Origin of the sequence: Chryseobacterium sp. MDT2-18 (genome assembly GCF_030815285.1) — a bacterium.
GTDB lineage: Bacteria > Bacteroidota > Bacteroidia > Flavobacteriales > Weeksellaceae > Kaistella > Kaistella salivictor.
In genome coordinates, this window is sequence record NZ_JAUSWQ010000007.1 from 1 (window position 1) to 20048 (window position 20048).

Genomic DNA, 20048 nt, shown 5'->3' on the forward strand with positions numbered 1-20048 from the left:
CTCTTTTGAATAACTTCATTTTACAAAAACTTTTGTCCCTTTTGTGGTTGAAAAATTTTCAACATTAAGAAATTAAGTGAAGTAAGATTTCATTCAAAGTGAAACACGCATACCTTTTTTGATCTTTTGAATAACTTAATTTTCATGAAACTTTTGTTCCTTTTGTGGTTAAATTTTTACTTTTCACATTATACAGCTCCATAAACCAGCTCAAATCCCGACGCTCTACCCAAAGCATTTTTGCCGAAGCGGTTTTTCATGCGGTCCATGGCCTGGTAGAGATTCATGAGTTCTTCGCTGTCTTCGAATAAATTCATCTGATAGGTTCCGTGCACGAGATTGGTAAACCGCAAACCGACCAGCCTCAGGCGCATCCGCCGCGTGTAGAGTTTTTCAAACAGATCCAAAGCGACTCTTGCCAAAGTATGATCCAGGGAAGTATAAGAAATTTTGCACTGTTTCGTTTCCGTATCGAAATTGGCGTATCGGATTTTTAAAACGACCGTGGAAGTCAGCCATTTTTCCTGTCTTAATTGATAAGCCAGAGATTCTGCCATGCTCGAAATCAATCTTTTTAATTCGAATAGATCCATCGTGTCATTCGTAAAAGTATGTTCACTGGATAATGATTTTCTTTCCGAATACGGAACCACCGGCGTCAAGTCGATTCCGTTGGCTTTTTTCCAGAGTTCGCCACCGTTTTTCCCGATCATTTGCTGCAGAACCAAAACGGGCATTTCTGCCAAAGTCTGAATGGTTCTGATTCCGACACGCGACAATAATTGAAAAGTGACATCTCCGACCATGGGAATTTTCCTTACCGATAAAGGATTTAGAAATGGCTGTATGTTCTGTGCCGGAATCTCCAATCTTCCGACCGGTTTAGATTCTCCGGTGCCGATTTTGGAAACCGTTTTGTTGGTGGATAAAGCAAAACTTATCGGTAAACCCGTATTTTTCGTGACAGAATCTGCAATTTCCTTCGTCCATTGATAGCATCCGAAAAATTTGTCCATGCCCGATAAGTCCATGTAAAATTCATCGATGCTGGCTTTTTCCAAAACGGGCACTTTTTCCTGAATAATTTCGGTGACTTCTTTGGAAAATTTGGAATACCGTTCGTAATCGCCGCGGATGACTTTTGCTTCCGGACATAACCTCATTGCCATTTTGATCGGCATGGCAGAACGTACGCCGAAATAGCGCGCTTCATAAGAACAGGATGCCACCACTCCACGGTCGCCACCACCGATGATAACGGGAATCCCGTTGAGTTTTGTATCCTGTAATCTTTCACAGGACACAAAAAAAGTGTCCAGATCCATATGTGCAATTGCTCTTTCCATGGGTACAAAATTAGTATGATTTATATCAAAAATCCGTATCTTTGTTGCTATAATTTGTATCAATGTCAATTTTATCAGATAACATGCGGTATTTGAGGGCTCAACAAAAATACCCGCAACAAAAAGTCGCCGATGATCTTTTGATCACGCGCGGACGGTACGCCAAATATGAAGATGGCGCAACCGAACCGCCGATTGAAATCCTCATAAGAATTTCAAAATATTACCGCGTGAGTATTGATTTACTGGTGGGTTTGGATGTGCGAAAATATAGTTTAGAAAAGATGATGAACCTGCCCGACAACCGAACGATCCTGCCCATTATGGTGGATGAAAAAGGCGAAAATAAAATAGAAGTCATTCCGGAGAAAGCACAGATGGGCTATCTGCAGGGTTACAGTGATCCCGGATATATTGAAAAACTGCAGACCATTTCCCTCCCCTTTTTACGCAACGGAAAATACCGCGCTTTTCCGGCGACTGGAGATTCGATGCCGCCTTTTAAAAACGGAACTTTTATCGTGGGGAAATATGTGGAAAACATCAATGATTTAAGGAATAACAAAACCTATATTTTCATCACCCAAAATGAAGGCGTTGTTTATAAAAGATTTGAAAAGAAAACCGTAAGAAATATCACCGTAAGTTCAGATAATCCATTGTACAAACCTTATGATATTAAACTTTCGGAGTTGATGGAAATCTGGGAATATGCCTGCAGCATTAACACGGCAGAATTCGAAACCGAAACTTTGGACATGATGACGGTGAAGGATATGTTTTTGAGTCTGAAGAAAGAGATTGATTTGATCAGGAAGAAATAGCTATTTCTTCATTACAATTATTGTCAAAAAAAACCTTTCCACTGAAAGAGTTTTGCTTTTCTTGTTGTCAATCATTCGATAATCTGTTTGAATTGCCTTAATAACTGATTTTTTTTTAAAATTTCTTTTCTAAAGCGGAATATCAACGAAACTTCAGACTGCTTCAATTCCCGCCATCACTTTACGGAAAAGACTTTTGAGGTGATCTATTTCAGCTTGATGGTTGGTTTTCTTTCGGCAACCGAAATATAAGGTGTTTTCCAGTTTTTTGTCACCTTCCCAAATTAATTTGATCTGGCCGTTTTCAATTTCATTTTTGCACAGGAAATTGGGGATTACCGCCAATCCTGTTCCTCCTTTTAAACAGCGGATGATGGAGTTTAAATTGGGAACAATATAATTGGGCCGGAAGTTAGGTTTATGTCCGAAATTCAGAATCCAGAACTGGAAAAGATGTTCCATATCGCCGGTTGTGCCGTACCATTTCTGCTGTTTCAGCCATTCTTCAATTTGCCTTTTATCCTTCGTATTCAAAATCTTTTTGATACGATCGGTCTCAACTTCTTTTCCGCCGACCAAAATAATCTGCTCCGAAGAAAAAGCTTCATGTTCAATATTGGGTGAAACCCCTTTTTTGGGCGTGATAATCAAATCTAAAATTCCTTTATCCAGCTGATCCAGCATTTCCGGATAATCTCCAAAACTGATAATTAAATTGAACGGCAAACTTGAAACATATTGCTCTAAAGTAGTCTGAAAAGTTTCAAAACACATTCCCACACTTATGGTGGGCGTATGTTTTTCGGTAGATTTCTGAAAATTTTTCTCGACTTCTTCCAACTTTGTCAAAGGTTCGGAAACCGCATTAAATAAGATTTTACCGCGCTCTGTCGGAATCATTTTCCGACCGGTCCGGTCAAATAATTTATACCCGACATACGCTTCCAGAGAGCCTAAATGCAAACTTACCCCGGGTTGCGAAATAAATAAATGCTCTGCCGCACCGGTAAGGGTCCCCGCTTTGTAAATCGCTTTAAAAGTCCGATACCATTCTAAATTAACCATCACTTACTATTATAATTATGATACAAATGTATGATTTATATTATTTTCATTATGGTAAAATTGAAGGTAATTTTGCATTCATAATTTTAAACATTTAAAAATGAAAAAAGTACTCATCATCAATGGTGGACAAAATTTTGGTCATTCGGGAGGAAAATACAACCAAACGATTACCGGAAACACGCTGAAAGTTTTAGAAGAATTTGGAAATATTGAAGTGCAAATTACCAATATAAGCGAACAGTACGATACCAAAGAAGAAGTTAAAAAATTTGTCTGGGCCGATTTTATTATTTATCATACTCCGATTTGGTGGTTTCAATTACCGAATGGTTTCAAAAAATATATTGATGAAGTTTTCACTGCCGGTCATGCCAAAGGAATTTATAAAAGCGACGGCAGACACGCCGACAATCCCGAAATTAATTACGGAACGGGCGGCATGCTTGGCGGCAGAAAATACATGGTGACCACCAGTTGGAACGCGCCGGAAACTGCTTTTACACTTCCCGGAGAATTTTTTAATGAAACAAGTGTTGACGACGGGCCGCTGTTTGGCTTCCACAGAATGAACCGTTTTGTTTCCTTAGAAAAAATGGAAAGTTTCCACTTTCATGATGTAGAGAAAAATGCCAATATCGAACGGGACATGAAATCTTACCGGGAACATCTCACAGAGGTTTTTTCAAAAGAATTAAAACCCCAGTCCGTCTAATGAAAAATCTTACAGCGTTTATAAAAACAGGATATCCATTTTAAAAACGCGGTTTCATGAGGAATATCTTCACGGATTGAAAAAAGATGCTATAAGCGTGACCTCTTTTTTAAAATAAAACTTTAATGAGGTCCCGTTTTTATTTTGATAAAAGAAAAGGTGAATTATTCCTCTTCTTTTTTAGTTATCCCTTTAAAATATTCAGCCTTCTCTTCCTGATTTCTGGAGGCAGCATCGATAGAGTGCGAACCGTTTAAATAGGCATCTTCCTCTGCTTCATCCGATAATTTTTCGTAATATTTATGAATCTGATCCAATTCTTTTTCGGTTAAATTCTCAATATCCACAATTCTGTTACTCGCAGATTTGCTGGCTGCGATCAATTCATTGAGTTTGATTTGGATTGCTTTGGAATCTTTGTTCTGGGCTTTTTGAATTAAGAAAACCATCAGGAAAGTGATAATCGTAGTTCCGGTATTGATGATCAACTGCCAGGTTTCCGAAAACTGAAAAATAGGACCACTTACCGCCCAAATAATCACAATCGCCAAAGCACCTAAAAACGCGTAAGAACTTCCGGTGAAAGTAGTTGCAGCATTTGAGAATTTTTCAAATAAATTATTGTCAGTTGCCATAAGAATCGTTTTTAATTATTCTCTTCACAGAAAAAAGTTTGCCAAACCGTTGTAACTGCTGTGGATGTGATTATTTAATCACTCGTTACTACTTACTTTTTACGGTATATAAAATAGGAACTCAGCAGGATGATATTCACCACAACGGCAAAAGCATTGGACAGAATAATGGGAAGTTCGTCTTTGAGAACACCATACCAAACCCACAGTGACAGGCCGGTAATTAAGAAGAGCATCATTAATAAAGATAAATCTTCTACATCTTTTTCCTTTAAAACTTTGATCAGTTGTGGCAACATGGCTACCGAGGTAAAGGCACCAGCGACCAAACCGAGAATATTTTCGTCCATTTTAATTTTTATTATTAAACGAATTTAGGAAAAAGCAGAGAAAGTATTTTAGGGAATTACAGCCACCAATGGCAAGCGCCGTTCTTGAGAGTTCTTAAAAAAAAGTTCCAAAGCGAAAATTCACTTTGAAACTTTTTATTACTAATTTATGATCTAAAAAAGATTCCGGATTTATTTCTGAAGTTTATTCAGCAACAACTCAGCTACTTTTTCGGAAGACGCCGGATTCTGCCCGGTAATCAGCAAACCGTCTTCTAAAGCATACGCTTCAAAATCGCCGGCTTTGCTGTAAATCCCGCCGTTTTGTTTCAGCATATCTTCTACCAAAAAGGGAACGACATCGGTCAGTTGTACCAGGGCTTCTTCGGAATTGGTAAATCCGGTTACTTTTTTACCTTTTACCAATGGTTCACCGGAAGTATTTTTCACCTGTTTCAAAGCTGCGGGAGCATGACAGACGAAAGCTACCGGTTTATCGCTGTTGTAAAAGCTTTCGATCAGTTTTGCCGAATCCGCACTTTCTGCCAAATCCCAAAGTGGACCGTGACCGCCGGGATAAAATACGGCATCGTAATCTTTTGCAGAGACTTCAGACAGTTTGTGCGTTTTGCTTAATTTTTCCTGCAAATCTTTATCTGCTTTAAATCTGATGGTGGCTTCCGTTTGATTTTCCGGTTTGTCACTGGTAGGATCGATGGGTGGCTGGCCACCATTTGGGGAAGCTAAAATAACGTCAACGCCTTTATCCACCAAAAAGTAATAAGGACTTGCGAATTCTTCGATCCAAAATCCGGTTTTCTCACCGGTATTTCCCAACTGATCGTGGGAGGTTAAGACAAATAATATTTTCATAAGTATTTTTTTTAAATGGTTAAATTTATAATAGTCTGTTTTTTGTCGTGCTACACTCACAACTTCTTTTAACGCAAAGAGCGCAAAGTTTTTTTTGACCTTATGCTGTTTCCGATGCTTCTTTTTAAGGACGCAAAGGCGTAAAAATCAGCAAAGGTGTCCAGTCAATTATTGCTTCATATTCAGGCAAAAAATTACATTTTAGTAACTCATTTCGATAATTTTCTGAACATCTGCGGGCGCAAGTAATTTATGCTCTCCAAGTCCCATCCAACCTCGGTCTATAAAACGTTTTGCAATAATATTTCCGGTTTCTGAGTAGTCTTTGGTGTAGTCGGATAATTTAATATCGATTCCTAAAGATTTGAAGAATTCATCGGTTTTGTCAATTCCGGCGTGGGCTTTTTCTTCTAAACTTCCTTCGGTAATATTCCAGACGCGCTCCGCATATTGCGCCAGTTTTTCTTTCTTGGTTCCGAAATTATAACGGTAATGATTTCCTGCTAAAATGGCCAAAGTTCTGGCATGATCAATTCCATACATCGCCGTTAATTCATGTCCCATCGAGTGAATGGCCCAGTCTCCCGGAACGCCCTGCTGGATTAATCCGTTCAAAGCCATGGTACAGCTCCACATAAAATTGCACGCGGCCTGATAATCCGACGGATCTTTCATAATGGCCGGAGCCACTTCAATTAAAGTCTGTATGATACTTTCTGCAAAACGATCCTGCAATAAAGCGCCGATCGGATAGGTCATATACTGTTCCATCACGTGGGTGAACGCATCTGCAATGCCGTTCGCCAGTTGACGTTGCGGAATGGATTTAATCACTTCCGGATCAAGAACGGAGAAGATTGGGAAAAGTCCCGGGCCGCCAAACGCTAATTTTTCCTGCGTTTCTGCTCTGGTAATTACCGACCCGGAATTCATTTCAGATCCGGTTGCAGGAAGCGTCAATACCGTTCCAAAAGGCAATCCTTCGGTCACCGGTTTTTTGTTGGTGAGTAAATCCCAGGGAGTTTCGCCCTGATATAAAGCTGCGGCTGATAAAAATTTAGTCCCGTCGATTACAGAACCGCCGCCAACAGCTAAAAGATAGGTGATCTTTTCTTCTTTAATGACTTTCAGTGCGTCCAGTAAAACGCTGTATTCCGGATTGGCAGGAATTCCACCGAATTCTACGACTTCATAACCTGAAAGTGCTTTTTTTACCTGATCATAGATTCCGTTTTTCTTAATACTTCCGCCACCGTAGAGCATCAATACTTTTGCGTTTGCCGGAATTTCTGCCGGAAGATTTTCGATCTGACCTTTACCAAACAATATTTTTGTTGGATTTCTGTATTTAAAATTGTTCATATTTTTATTTTTCCTGTTTATATTTTTACGATCATTTTCCCTTTATTCCTGCCTTCAAAAAGGCCGATAAAAGCCTGCGGAATATTTTCAAAACCTTCCACAACGGTTTCGGCCGCATGCAGTTTTCCTTCAGACAACCATTGCGACAGATGTTTCATTCCTTCGGGGAATTTCTCCGCATAATTGCTCACGATGAATCCCTGCATCAGAGCACTTTTGCGGATGAGGAAAGGTTCCACGCGCGGTCCCTGCGGAACAGAAGTATCGTTGTAGGCGGAAATCGCGCCGCATACAATAATTCTTCCCAGTCGATTGATATTGGCATGTACACTGTCTGAAACCGCGCCGCCGACATTGTCATAATAAATATCAACGCCATTGGGACAAACTTCTGCAATGGCTTTGGTCATGTCCTTTGTGGTATGGTAATTAATGGCTTCATCAAAACCGAATTCAGATTTCAGCAAGGCTGCTTTTTCATCGGTTCCGGCAATGCCAATCACGCGGCATCCCAGGATTTTTGAGATTTGTCCCACGACACTTCCCACGGCTCCGGCAGCTCCGGAAACCACGATGGTTTCTCCGGCTTTGGGTTTTCCTATTTCTGTAAGGCCGAAATAAGCGGTTAATCCCGTCATTCCCAAAACCCCTAAATAATTAGAAAGTGGCGCTGCCTGAGCATCTACTTTTAAAACGTTATTTCCTGTTGAGGTTTGAAATTGTTTCCAGTCCAAAGCTCCTGTAACAAAATCTCCGGCTTTATACTTTTCATTCTTAGATTCCGCTACTTCCGCGACAACGCCGGAACTCATCACTTTTTGCAGTTCAAAAGGCGGCACATAAGAGGGGACATCGCTCATTCGTCCCCGCAAATACGGATCTACAGAAACGAATTTTGTTTTCAAAAGAATTTCGCCTTCTTTTATTACCGTCATTTCTTCATCTACAAATTTAAAATCTGACAGTTGGGGTTTTCCAACCGGTCGGCTGTTCAGTGTTATTGTTTTATTCATCTTAAAAGGTTTTTATTAAAAATAAATGACTTTTTTTCTGTGTTTTTTTGATATTGCTGAATACAGGATACGCTCTGGCTTTGAGCTTACTTTCTGATGACTCATTTCGGATATCCATTTCTTATGAAATAAATTTTAAGAAATTTTCCACTCTTTAAGGTCGGTGAAAAAGAAAATATCTTTTTTGTAAGCAAATTTAAACAGGCTCCTCATTAATGAAGGTTTTTAAAATTAAATATTATGTATATCCGTTTTTAATCATAATGTAATTTTTTAAAGCAAAGGTTCGCAAAGATTTTATTTGCATATCCATACCATGTTTACAATCTTTTTTAAGTTCGCAAAGGCGTTTCACTTAGCAAAGTTCGCAAAGACTTTACAATTATTACTAATTACGGATATACATATTAAATATTTATATCCGTCTTTAATTAATGCAAAGTCGCAAAGATTTCATTTACAAACAGGCTGTTTTTCTCACTTTTTTAAGGACGCAAAGGTGTAAAACTTGACAAAGGACAGAAGAAATATATCTGTATTACTAATTATAGATATACATTAAATTAAAAGAAAAATCAAATTTTTATCGCATCCCATGCCAACTGAAACGTTTCTTTTTTCACTTTTTCATCTAAGGTAAAGATTTCCCTTTCCTGCATTTCCAGTAAAAAAGACAGAGGATAGATGGTATAAGCATACAAAATATAGTCCGAAAGTGGTTTTATAACACCTTCTTTTTTACCTCTTTCCCATAAATCGAGTAACGGTTGCAGATTCTTTAATCCTTCTATTCTAATGGCTTCATCAATCATCGGGCTGTTGTCGCACTGGGATAAAAAGTTGGCTTCTTTTATCTGATTTAATTTGTAGTTGGCGATATTAACCCAAATAAGTTCAAAACCGGTCTTCACAGACATCTCTTCACTGTACCCTTCGAAAGCGCAGGCACTGAAAGACTCCTTCACTTCTAAGTAAAGCGTATTGATCAAATCCTGCTTATGTTCGAAATACAGATAAATGGTCGCCGGTGACACCCCTGCCATTTTAGCGATCTTAGACATCGGCGTATTATGAAAACCATGGTTGTTGACCAAAGTAAGTGTCGCATTGAGCAACGCATTTTTTTTGTCTGTTATTTTTTCTTTTTTAGCCATTCTTCTTTATTTTACAAGCGAGGTAAATTTATATGATCTCCAGGAAAGCCAAATCAATATCAATTGAATAACCAGTCTGAAATAGGCCAGCTCAGGACTTCCGATGACGGGCTGCGCTTTGAAAGCATCCGCAATATGGAGTGGCAGGAAAATCACCATTAACACAAAAATACCGAACAAACCATATTGGGTATATTTTTGATTTAAAAATAAGGTAACGATGCCTAAAAGTAATTCTACAATTCCCGACAAATAAACAATTGCCAGTGGAAACGGTAAAAATGACGGGACAAACGGAAGATAAAAACCGGGATTCCACAAGTGCTGAACTCCGGCCGCCATCATTAAAAATGCTAAAAGGATACTTGCGATCACCCAAAAAATCACTCTCATTGTACTTGATTTATGTTTTATTCTGCAAAGATATAAAAAAAAGAATGAACGTTCATTTTTATAAATAAACAAAATGATGATGGCTGATACTATTTAAACCTAAAGAGGAATCATGAAATGCTTTCCTGCCCAAACATTAAAGGTGAACAAAGTCGCTGTTCCTTTAATTTAAAAATGATCAAATACAATGTTCTAAGAATAAACGTTCTCCAGAAAACAACTGTTCAACGAAAGTGGTAATCCCACAGGCGGGCAAAAAAATAAATAATCCATTTGCAGACGGACTAATTTCTGTTATTCAAAAATCTTCTTCTGGCTCTCACATACACCCTGCTTACTTTAAATTTTCTTGAAATTAAATTGAACGTACTGATGACGGTTAAAAGCGAAATAAAAGCCAGGGCACCAAGAGCGCCGCCAAAGCCTTCAAAGAAAAGACTTTTTTTACTGTAAATGATGCTGAACAGCATTCCGGCAGCAGCTAACCGAAAATAGCTTCCATAGTATTTAGGGGAAACCATTCCAATAAACGAAGTTCCCATCAGGATAAGCGGAATATTTTTGGTGAGATAAGAATTCAGTGCGTGCGGAAAACAGTAGAAAAACAGCCCTGCCGCAACCGAAACTAAAGCCGAAGACCGAACCGGACCCTGTTTATAATGTTCGCTGACATAGAAAGTAAGCGTTGAACCTACAGTTCCGGCAACGGCTGTTATCATAAAATCATTCATAATAACCAATGTATAAGGGTGACAATCACCATACTGCCGAATGCGATACTGCCCAATTTTCCACCAATGCCGACGAACAGATTTTTTGCCAGCATCAAAAAGAGACCGGCTAAAATTCCGGCAGCAATGACAAAACCAATGGAGGGTGCGATTTTCAAGGCCGACATTCCGATGAATGCGCCACAATAAATAGCGGCCGGCACATTGTTAAAGTACTCTGATTTTTTATCAATGGACGGAAAAAAGGAGGCAAATGCGCCCGTAATCCCAACTGACAAGACGCTTCCAAGATCGGTGGAAGTATTAAGCAGATAGCAAGCCGAGGCTCCAACCGGGACCCATATCGCCACAGAAATATTTTCGTAAACATATTCTTCATGATGCAGATCCAAGTATTTATATCCAGAGATCAGCATTAAGGTGATGAACAGTACAGAAATGATGGTCGCAAAATGATTGGTTTCGTACTGCTCTTTAATAATCATTAATAAAAATACCACCTGAACAAACAGAACAGTTGATGTCATTAAAAACCGGGCGGCTTTGTGTTTCTTCATGCAATAAATCGGTTCCTAAAAGAGGAAGAGTCAGTTTAAATTTGTTTTAAAAGTCAAAAAACGATCTCCTTTTTATACAGATTCTTTCTTTAATTATACTAAAAATTTTTAACGCGATAACGCAAAACACAATCATATCTGACCGCATTGACGTACCACTATTTAAAAACAAAACCCCAACTTAATCAGGGTTTTGAAAACTGTTTTTTTTAAATTTTAATTACCTCTGTAGGTGGAATATCCGTAAGCAGACAGCGTAATCGGAACATGGAAATGGCTTTCTCCTTTAATTTCAAATACCACTTCTATGAAAGGGTAAAAAGAGTCCTGCTTCATTTTTTTAAAATAAGGGGCCACAAAATAGGTCAACTTATAAATACCTTCATTATCGACTCCTTTCGTTACCTTTAAAAAATCGGTAATCCTGCCGTTTTGATCCGTTATTTTTTCATCAACGGCGGTCCATTTGCCAGCTTTATCCTGTTTAGACAGACTTATTTTCACACCTGGAGCAGGCTCGCCTTTCGTAATGTCTAAGATGTGACTTGATAACTGGAATTTTGCCTCCTGGGCAAAGCTGAAACTTGCAAGTGCAAGCATAAGTACGGTTAAAAAATTTCTTGCTTTCATCTTTATTTATTTATTTGTTTTAAATCCTAATTTCTCTACTGCTTCCGTTGCAATACGGTGATCATTTTCTCCGCTTCCGCCGCCGGAAACTCCTAAACTTCCAACGAGTTCACCATCTTTCCATACCGGTACGCCGCCCCCTAACAATAATAATTCCGGAAGTGTATTGAGGTTTTTCGCACTTTCACTACCGGCTGCATTTTTCATCAGGTCCAGACTTGCCGTTTTTGTCGACAGTGAGGTGTACGCTTTCCGTCTGGAGGCTTCTGTATTGTGCGGTCCTACATGATCTCCTTTTAACAGTAACAATGTTACGCCCGATGAATTGAGTACCGCAACGGATACTTTTTTATCTGATTTTTGAGCTTCAATTCCGGCCTGTTCTGCTAACTTCAAAGCTCCTGCCTGATTCAGACTGTATTCCTTTTGTATATATTGTGCAGATGCCAGTCCAGACATGAACAGCAATACACTGGTGATCATTATCTTTTTTCCTGTTTTCATAATCGTAAAAATTGAATGTTCGGTACCGCAATTTACTGCGTCCTTTTTCTGAGTGACTTTATTGATCGGTAATGAACGGGTTAATCCTGAAATTTTACTGCTGATTGCGCAACAGTCTTTTTTTTACCTTACTTAAGAATTCGTGGGAGATTCCTAAATAGGCAGCAATTTGGTGTTGGGCTATTCTTTGATCGAGGGCCGGATATCTTTCCGTAAAATCCAGGTACCTTCTCTCTGCAGTTTTATGAAGCATGCTGATCATTCTTAAGTGCATGGATGCCAAAGACTTTTGATTCATGATTCTGAAAATCTTCTCCGCTTTCGGAATATCGGCATACAACTGCTCTTTTTTTGCCCGGTCAACCGTTAAAATAACAGAATCTTCCAGGGCCTGAATATTTAATCTGGAAACTTTACCGGAAACAAAACTGCCAATATCTAATACCCACCAATCCTCGACTGCAAAATAGAGAATGTGTTCCCGGAGATTTTCGTCCTGATAAAAAACTTTAAAACAACCTTCCAGCACATAGCTTTCAAATTCGCACACTTCTCCTTCTTTCAGAATAATCCTGTTTTTTTCAACTGTTTCAAGGGTATAACAAGAGATGAACGCTGCTAATTCATCCTGCGACAAATCAACGTATTTTAGGATATTCTTTTCGAAGGAAGGGTATGCCCCCATATTGTTTACTGGTTTTTTATATAGCTTTCACTTGTTTCGAGTGTTGCATACAATCCGCCTAATGCATTTAATCCTGCCAGAAACGATGCTGTAATCTGTTCAGCGGGGATCATTTCCCCATTCAGTTCGCGGGCTTTGGTGGTCACTGCGTCTGCGATAATTGTATTATGAAAACCGAAATCCATGGCTGCTCTGGTTGTAGCACTTACGCACACATCGGTCATCATTCCGCAAATTACTAAATTTGAAATAGATTTCTCCTGTAAATATCCTAATAATTCTGTTTCTCTAAAACTGTTCGGGTAGTTTTTTGTAATCACCTTTTCTGTCTCTAATGGAGCAACACTTTGGTGAATTTCCGCGCCTTCCGTTTCAGGTAGAAAGAAAGTAGCCCCTTCCTGGTTTGAAATATGCTTGATATGAACGACCGGCATGCTGTTGTTTCTAAAATAAGAAAGCACAGCACCCGCCTTTTCTGCCGCTTCAGCTGAGTCTTCCAGTTCCATCGTTCCGCCCGGAAAGTAATCATTCTGGATGTCGATGATCAGCAATGCAGTTGTGTTGTTATTTTCCCGTGTCATCATTTTCTTTTTTTTATTTTAAAAGCTATTTACTTATCCTCAAATTCTTTACTACTGTTTTGAACAGGTTCTCTCTTTTAATTAATTTTCGGCAAAGTTAGTTTGGTCACCGGAAAAAAGTGTTGAACTAGTTCAATAAATGAATAATCTGGATATCCATTTTAAACATCATGAAAATTTTTGAGGCAGCCCCCCACAAATATTTTGTTTGAGAATGACCTGTTTTTCATTTTATCTTTAAAGTTCGCAGACCGGAGATTCCTAATTTCTAAATAAAATTTAGAAAAGATTGAAAGGATGTTTAACTTTTTCAAACCTTTGATTTCACTTGACAAATTTCGCAAAGACTTTCCCATTATGCTAAATTACAGATCTACCAAAAAAATAATATTGAACGGATTGCACCGGGCTGTTTGAAAATAAAAAAAAATGGGCCCAGTTTTGTCAGGTGAAGGAATGGCTCGATAATGGATAAAAGCTATTTCGTTCAAGATTCTGGCAAAAGGCAGGCGTGTTTACCATTAAAATAACAATCCTGGCTGTTCAGAACATCATAAAACACATTTTACATCCGTTATAACTTTTGAAACTTAAATCACCATGGCAAAATCCTCTATCATTTTCTTTCTCCTCCTGTTTTATACCGCAACGGCTCAAAACAGAATTGATGATATTCTGGGAAAATGGATGTCCGTGGATAAAACCGTAAGTGTATCTGTTTACAGGGAAGGAAAAAATTTTAAAGCCAGGATCTTGTGGTTTGATGAGCGTTTAGGAAATGGAAAGCCAATGAACACGCGGGTGGACTCTCATAATCCTGATTTAAATTTAAGAAACAGAAAACTGATTGGCATGGAAATTCTGAAAAACCTGAATTTTAACCACGAAAAACAACGTTGGGAAAATGGAAAAATCTATGATGCTTCCAGCGGCAGAACCTGGGATTCTTATATTGAAATCCAAGAGAATGGCCTGATGATTGTCCGTGGCTACTGGAAATGGACCTGGATTGGAAAAACACTGCATTTTAATAAAATGTAAATGAGCTTTTTGCTCGCGGTTAAAAAATCAGTGCCATTTGTGTTTTGATAAAAGCACGCAGTGATGAAGGAAAATGTCGGAACGCCACTTTTTTAACATCAGTTTCTTTCTAAGTGAAAATGGTGCTGCTCAAAAGTGCACATCAGATTGAAAATCAAATATTTTCTGAATATTTGTAAAAATTATTTTTTAATGAAAATCAGTCTTCAAAATTAAGCAGCAGCTTTTTTACCTTAGTTTTTAGGTTCTTTTTAAAACTTTCGGGAGGCGTTTAAAATTAATTTTACGGTACAGTCAAAGCCTGAACAGGTAAAGGGCACTATATGACATTTCAGCAAAACATTTTTACCTGGATTTTAAAACCTTGACCAGAAAAGCAAAAGAATGATGTAGCACGACTCTCTTGTTTTCAATTCTAACTTCCTCCTATTCAATGGATTTAGCTGGCATCTAAAATAACGTTCCAGTCAGATTTTCGAAATTCATTACCGCTTTTAAAAGAATAATTAATAACTTAGATATTCTTTAAAAACACAAAATATCATGAAAACAAACCCATTAGAATCCGCTTTATCCTTTATTGGATTATTAGGAATCATCGGTGTTATTATTTTGATAACAACCAATTCTACCAGAGTTTACCGCCCGATCACTGAAACACAAACAGACTGGAAAAATCTAAAAGTGCTGCCCGGGAACATCACCAAGGACAGTCTGATGTTTGTAATGCAAACTTTTAACAGTTCTCTGGGCGTAGATTGTGTATTTTGTCATACTGCACAAAAGAGCGATCCCAAAAAACTGGATTTTCCTTCTGATGCTAAATTAACCAAAGAGATCGCCCGGGGAATGCTCCAGATGACCAATGACATCAATGCGAAATATTTTCTGCCCCACGCTCCAGACCCGAAGCCCAAACAAATCACTTCCGTTTACTGCATCACCTGTCACCGCGGAAATCCCAATCCAGAAAAATACCTGCAGGGCGTAAGCAAAATGGTTCCGATTCTCATGCCGATCAGGAAAAATGAAATGAAAATGCAGTAACCGGAAAACCAGGACTTTGTAAAGCAGATTTGAAAACATTGGTGACGCTTTCAAGGTTTTTGATCATCAGAACTTTTTGAAATTGTAATTTAAAATTCAGCCTAAGATTAATTAATGAAAGTCTATTGAGATTTTCGCCGGAAATAAACGTGGGTTCTTAACACAGATGGTACTGCTAATTTTATCAAGGATATTGGTTTAGATTATTGAATGTGATTTTAACACGAATGGCTTCACGAAAAACACCATTTAGATTTTTTGAAATGGGATTTAAAGAATAAGGTATCGGAGTAATGGGTCGTAAACATCTATTTCCGGACATTTGCTAAGCGAAATCGCAGATTCGAGGGTGGCAAATGCCTTTGCCAATGTTTTCTTATCGTTTTGAAGGAATGGGTGAATCTTCGGTTTGCGCCTTTAGATGAGCGAGAAAAACAGCCTGTTTTTACATGAAACCCTTGTCCCGTTCACGACGGGATTTAAAATTTTATGATGATTAAAGACGGATATCTTTAAAAAAATAGAATTCATTGAATTTCTATTTGGGTGAAACTTCTGTCTATATTTTATTTTCGGAAAATAAATCCGATGGAAAATGGCTTAAGAAAACCACGTTAATGGCTATCTTTGCAAAAATTTTCAACCTCAATATCAACTCATTTTATGTCTTTATCCCTTTTTAATCCCTTCACGGATTTGATTTTCGATGAACAGTTTTGCTTCCTTACCGGAGATTTAACTACCGAAAAAATGACTGTTTACCCGGAGTGGCTCATGGATCATTTTAAATTTGGAACCGATCGCATTGAGATGATGGATAAAAGCAAGTCTTACACATATGCTGATCTGCAGTTGCCTTGCTCACCCCGCGTGAAAAAAGCTTTTGAGGCGTTGGAGGAAAAAATCCAGGCTGCCTATGAAAAAGGATATGAAGGCATGGCCGCACTCGATGAACAGTTGCTTTTTCTCTGGACGGGAAGAATGGTTTACGGCATGTTGTATTACGAAATGCGCTACGAAAGCAGCCGCAGGATGAGACTGAGAGAAAATTTCGACCTCTCATCTGCCCTGCGCGAACGTTTTGGAAACTTCCATCTGATGATGCAGTCCATCATAGAACCGGTTTCTTTTGTGGGTCAGAAACCCTGGAGTATTGCGGTATTTCCGCTGAAATATTCCGCCGATATTTTCAGTTACCGTGATGATACGGTTAATTTACTGTTCCAGTTTGGCGTCAACGGATTTGGTTTTATTGCCTGTCTTCAGGATAATGGCGTGATCGGTGAAAAACAAAAGGAGATCCTCGAAAAAATGAAAGGTCACGTTTTGCATCCACTTCAGTTTGAAGAATTATTCGCGAGATTTCATTACTCCGATTATATTTTACAGTACAAACCGGAATACCAAATTGAAAACACCGCAACCGGAATTACGATAGAGGCAGTTCCTGTTACTGCCAATGAAAACAGACCTGTTTTCGGATTTTGGGATGAGGAAACTTTCGCACAGCTGCTCACCAACTATTGGTCGGTTTACGGCATTCAGAGGGGAGATATCATTCAGTTTCAAAAACCGTTTCTGAGCTTTCTGGAGAATCCCTATACGAAGGATTTTATTGTACCGGAAAATATAGATTTGCCTTTTTAACGGGTGCAAGATTTTTGCACAGGTCAAACGCATTAAAAAGTATACCGCTGCTAAAAAAACTAAAGCATAATAAAGCATTTAAACTTGGTCTTGCTTCCATAAGTTTTAGCGATTTGGCTGATCTTAAAAGTTAAAAGAAATTGAAGACTCCTTTGTCTGTCATTAGTTCCCCAAACGAGAGGTCAAACGAAAGGGTCTAAAAAATGCGTTAGATCAAAAAAAGAAAGGTACTTCGTTTATTTAAGAAATACAGGTACTTGAATTTCAGATCCCACAGATATTTCCTGATTTTCATACTGATCAATAGGACCTGAAATTTACTGAAAAAAGTGCTGTTTTAATGCATTTTACCTGCATTTTTCATCATTAAAGAAAGACTCAAACTAGTTGATATTCACTCCGAAAAGATGTCCTACCAAGGCGGTAATTCCCATGGCTACTGTTCCCCAAAAGCAAATTCTTAAAACGGCGGTACCCATAGCAGAACCTCCCGTTTTTGCAGAAACCGCTCCTAAAATCATGAGAAAAACAATCGAGAAACCGTATTGATAATAGACCATTTCTTTGATAGGTGCTAAAAAAGAAACAACAAAAGGCAATAAAGCGCCCAATGCAAAGGACCCAAAGGAAGCCATCGCTGCCTGTAACGGTTTTGCCTGTGTAATTTCATTAATGCCTAATTCATCATGTGCATGCGTTCCCAGTGCGTCGTGTTCCGTGAGTTCTGTAGCGACCTGCAAAGCGGTTTCTTTACTTACCCCTCTGTTTTCATAGATTTTAGCAAGCTCTCTCAGTTCCACTTCCGGAAGTTCTTCCAGTTCTTTTTTCTCACGCAGCAGATCTGCTTTTTCGGTATCTTCCTGTGAACTGACAGAAACATATTCCCCTGCCGCCATCGACATGGCCCCTGCAATCATTCCCGCTAAAGCTGCGAGTACAATGATATTCCGGTCTGGCTGTGCTGCGGCTATGCCTATTACAATACTGGTGGTGGAAAGCAGTCCGTCATTAGCACCTAAAACAGAGGCACGAAGCCAGCCCACTCTGTTTACATAATGTTTTTCAAATGGATGATGCATATCTGTTTTTATTAAAAAAATGATTTTTAAACCTTAAATTTAATGAAATAATTTCAAATTCCGTCATTATTGATGGGTTATAATGCATATCCCACCCACTGAGAAGTTCTTTCACCCCGAGCTGATTTTTCATCAGGATCTCTCCACCTGCTGACCATTCCGGTTGAAGCGGTTTAGGAATCAGAAAAAATACGGATGACTTCAATCTCTGGCGGAGGTTTTATCAAACTTCAGCAGTTTTCAAAAAATTAAACCTGTACAAAACCGCTTGAACTGCCTCGGAGGAATGACAATACCAATAAAAACAGGCAGGCGGCATCAGATGACCGGAAGTTTCAAAAGATGACGAAAATCCAATATTTCAAAATCTGTGCTTCGTATTCCGGCGACAGGGATGCGCTATAGATCATTTTATAAAATGATTCCTGTCACAAATTAAAAACATATAAATTCGGAAATTTACTTAATAAATACTGCAAGATGAAATCGATTTTGTATTTCCATGTTATTCTGCTCGCCGTTATTCAGATCAGCGGCCAGAATATCCGGTTAGACCTCTTTCTTGCGGACACCGCCAATTGGCGTACCCTCCATTATCCAAAAACAGTGAAGCGTTTTTATGAACAAAACGGGTTTAAATACGCTTGGATGGATTCGGAAAAAGCTCTTTTACAGGGCGCAGTTGCTTTGCTGGCAAGTGCACCCCAGTACGGAATGTCTTCTTATGCCAATCAGCCGCAGGAGTTTTCTGCCGAAAAATTAAAAAAGGTGGCGCATCATACCACCGCAAAGGATTCTGTTGCGATGATCAGAAATGACATTCTGATTACAGATCAACTTATTACATTTCTCAACCATCTTCATTTTGGAAAGTATAACCCTTTTTATAAAGCCGATGAGATCGATGAACGGAATATAGACGGCTTCCGTGCCGACGAAATCCTGGCGGGCGCCCTTAGAAAACGGAATCTGCAAAATGCAGCTGCCGAAGCACAGCCAAAAATAAAAGCCTATCAGGATCTTCAAAACTATTTGAGGAGAACGTTTTCCGGCGATAATGAGGTTCCTCCGGAGACGGTGACCAAAATAATCATCAATATGGAACGCCTGCGGTGGGTGGACACTGACGAAGACTCCTATATCCTCGTGAACATCCCTTCCTACACCTTAGAATTCCATCAGGCAGGAAAAATATCGGAGTTCAAAGTTATCGTGGGAAAACCTTCCAATAAAAGCCCTGTGCTGAAAAGTGCCATTCATTATTTTACCACCGCACCGGTCTGGGTGGTTCCTCAGAGCATCATGATGAAAGAAATCCTGCCCAAAATCTTAAAAAACAGGCAGTATTTAACCAACCATCATTATTCATTTTACAATAAAGAAGGACACCCGATAAAGGGGAACAGCACCACCCTGAAAGCCGTGCGCAGCAACCCATCTCAGTTCACGGTAAGACAGTCTGCCGGGCCCGGCAATGCGCTGGGTGCAATAGTATTCCGGTTTCCCAACCCTTATCATGTATACCTGCATGATACGTCCCAGCCCAATTTATTTCATCAGGAATACAGAGCGCTGAGCCACGGATGCATTCGGGTGGAAGAAGCAAAACAACTCGCAGGCCTGCTGCTTACAGGTGACGGTGCTGCCAACCAAATCCCAGAGTTGGAAGAGGCAATGCAGACGTATACCCGAAAAGATTTTATTTTAAAAAAACCGGTGCCCTTCATGATCTCCTACCTCACCTGTAGAATACATCAGGGAAAACCTGAGATGTTCAGAGACATTTATGGTCTGGATAAAAATCTGGAACAAAAGTTCCCACACTGATAATTTAAAA

General features: G+C 39.1%; 22 protein-coding genes. 6 read left to right on the top strand and 16 right to left on the bottom strand.

Annotated elements, in window-relative coordinates; genetic code table 11:
- Positions 1-188: 188 nt before the first annotated feature.
- The gene (gene dinB, locus QF004_RS08665) at positions 189-1346 is read right to left on the bottom strand and encodes a DNA polymerase IV (RefSeq protein ID WP_133440660.1); all 1158 of its coding nucleotides are present in this window, start codon (positions 1344-1346) and stop codon (positions 189-191) included.
- Between the two features lie 62 nt (positions 1347-1408).
- Here dinB and QF004_RS08670 point away from each other — a divergent pair, with 62 nt between their 5' ends.
- Positions 1409-2170, top strand: coding sequence for a helix-turn-helix domain-containing protein (locus tag QF004_RS08670; RefSeq protein WP_307425110.1), 762 nt, complete (start codon positions 1409-1411; stop codon positions 2168-2170).
- A 153-nt stretch (positions 2171-2323) separates the two neighbouring features.
- Here QF004_RS08670 and QF004_RS08675 read toward each other — a convergent pair whose 3' ends face one another.
- Positions 2324-3235 (bottom strand): LysR family transcriptional regulator, encoded by a 912-nt coding sequence (locus tag QF004_RS08675; RefSeq protein WP_133440664.1) that lies wholly within the window; start codon positions 3233-3235, stop codon positions 2324-2326.
- A 100-nt stretch (positions 3236-3335) separates the two neighbouring features.
- Here QF004_RS08675 and QF004_RS08680 point away from each other — a divergent pair, with 100 nt between their 5' ends.
- A complete protein-coding gene (locus QF004_RS08680; protein ID WP_307425113.1) occupies positions 3336-3950 on the top strand; it encodes an NAD(P)H-dependent oxidoreductase in 615 nt (204 codons plus the stop codon).
- Between the two features lie 164 nt (positions 3951-4114).
- On the opposite strand, the gene QF004_RS08685 is transcribed toward QF004_RS08680, so the two are convergent.
- The 13 genes from QF004_RS08685 to QF004_RS08745 all read right to left on the bottom strand — a co-directional run bounded on the left by QF004_RS08685 (position 4115) and on the right by QF004_RS08745 (position 13400).
- Positions 4115-4585, bottom strand: a complete 471-nt coding sequence (locus QF004_RS08685) for a low affinity iron permease family protein (protein ID WP_133440666.1) — start codon at positions 4583-4585, stop codon at positions 4115-4117.
- Between the two features lie 92 nt (positions 4586-4677).
- Positions 4678-4935 carry a SemiSWEET transporter gene (locus tag QF004_RS08690; protein WP_133440667.1) on the bottom strand — a complete coding sequence of 86 codons (258 nt, stop codon included), beginning with the start codon at positions 4933-4935 and terminating at the stop codon, positions 4678-4680.
- A 171-nt stretch (positions 4936-5106) separates the two neighbouring features.
- Positions 5107-5787, bottom strand: coding sequence for a type 1 glutamine amidotransferase domain-containing protein (locus QF004_RS08695; protein ID WP_307425117.1), 681 nt, complete (start codon positions 5785-5787; stop codon positions 5107-5109).
- Positions 5788-5988: 201 nt separating this feature from the next.
- Entirely contained in the window at positions 5989-7149 is a 1161-nt protein-coding gene (locus QF004_RS08700) for an iron-containing alcohol dehydrogenase (RefSeq protein ID WP_307425120.1), read from the bottom strand.
- A 17-nt stretch (positions 7150-7166) separates the two neighbouring features.
- Positions 7167-8162 carry an NADP-dependent oxidoreductase gene (locus tag QF004_RS08705; protein ID WP_307425123.1) on the bottom strand — a complete coding sequence of 332 codons (996 nt, stop codon included), beginning with the start codon at positions 8160-8162 and terminating at the stop codon, positions 7167-7169.
- Positions 8163-8737: 575 nt separating this feature from the next.
- Positions 8738-9316 carry a TetR/AcrR family transcriptional regulator gene (locus QF004_RS08710; protein ID WP_133440670.1) on the bottom strand — a complete coding sequence of 193 codons (579 nt, stop codon included), beginning with the start codon at positions 9314-9316 and terminating at the stop codon, positions 8738-8740.
- 6 nt (positions 9317-9322) lie between these two features.
- Complete coding sequence (locus QF004_RS08715; RefSeq protein WP_133440671.1) at positions 9323-9709, bottom strand: hypothetical protein; 387 nt, start codon at positions 9707-9709, stop codon at positions 9323-9325.
- A gap of 284 nt (positions 9710-9993) precedes the next feature.
- The gene (locus QF004_RS08720) at positions 9994-10428 is read right to left on the bottom strand and encodes a hypothetical protein (protein WP_307425126.1); all 435 of its coding nucleotides are present in this window, start codon (positions 10426-10428) and stop codon (positions 9994-9996) included.
- 8 nt (positions 10429-10436) lie between these two features.
- Entirely contained in the window at positions 10437-10997 is a 561-nt protein-coding gene (locus QF004_RS08725; protein WP_307425129.1) for a hypothetical protein, read from the bottom strand.
- 216 nt (positions 10998-11213) lie between these two features.
- A complete protein-coding gene (gene uraH / locus QF004_RS08730; protein WP_133440674.1) occupies positions 11214-11627 on the bottom strand; it encodes a hydroxyisourate hydrolase in 414 nt (137 codons plus the stop codon).
- A gap of 6 nt (positions 11628-11633) precedes the next feature.
- Positions 11634-12086, bottom strand: coding sequence for a heme-binding protein (locus QF004_RS08735; RefSeq protein WP_307425422.1), 453 nt, complete (start codon positions 12084-12086; stop codon positions 11634-11636).
- Between the two features lie 139 nt (positions 12087-12225).
- Positions 12226-12816 carry a Crp/Fnr family transcriptional regulator gene (locus QF004_RS08740; RefSeq protein WP_282905773.1) on the bottom strand — a complete coding sequence of 197 codons (591 nt, stop codon included), beginning with the start codon at positions 12814-12816 and terminating at the stop codon, positions 12226-12228.
- A 5-nt stretch (positions 12817-12821) separates the two neighbouring features.
- Positions 12822-13400: a cysteine hydrolase family protein gene (locus QF004_RS08745; RefSeq protein ID WP_307425136.1), complete on the bottom strand. Its 579-nt coding sequence runs from the start codon at positions 13398-13400 to the stop codon at positions 12822-12824.
- Positions 13401-13997: 597 nt separating this feature from the next.
- Between QF004_RS08745 and QF004_RS08750 the strand changes: the two genes are divergently transcribed.
- The 3 genes from QF004_RS08750 to QF004_RS08760 all read left to right on the top strand — a co-directional run bounded on the left by QF004_RS08750 (position 13998) and on the right by QF004_RS08760 (position 17132).
- The gene (locus QF004_RS08750; RefSeq protein WP_133440678.1) at positions 13998-14438 is read left to right on the top strand and encodes a DUF2147 domain-containing protein; all 441 of its coding nucleotides are present in this window, start codon (positions 13998-14000) and stop codon (positions 14436-14438) included.
- 543 nt (positions 14439-14981) lie between these two features.
- Complete coding sequence (locus QF004_RS08755) at positions 14982-15485, top strand: c-type cytochrome (RefSeq protein WP_307425138.1); 504 nt, start codon at positions 14982-14984, stop codon at positions 15483-15485.
- 663 nt (positions 15486-16148) lie between these two features.
- Positions 16149-17132: a hypothetical protein gene (locus QF004_RS08760; RefSeq protein WP_307425141.1), complete on the top strand. Its 984-nt coding sequence runs from the start codon at positions 16149-16151 to the stop codon at positions 17130-17132.
- A gap of 383 nt (positions 17133-17515) precedes the next feature.
- Here the strand turns inward: QF004_RS08760 and QF004_RS08765 are convergent, their stop codons facing one another.
- Entirely contained in the window at positions 17516-18211 is a 696-nt protein-coding gene (locus tag QF004_RS08765; protein ID WP_133440681.1) for a VIT family protein, read from the bottom strand.
- Between the two features lie 480 nt (positions 18212-18691).
- On the opposite strand from QF004_RS08765, the gene QF004_RS08770 reads away from it, so the two are divergent.
- Positions 18692-20038 (top strand): L,D-transpeptidase family protein, encoded by a 1347-nt coding sequence (locus QF004_RS08770; RefSeq protein ID WP_307425145.1) that lies wholly within the window; start codon positions 18692-18694, stop codon positions 20036-20038.
- Positions 20039-20048: the final 10 nt, after the last annotated feature.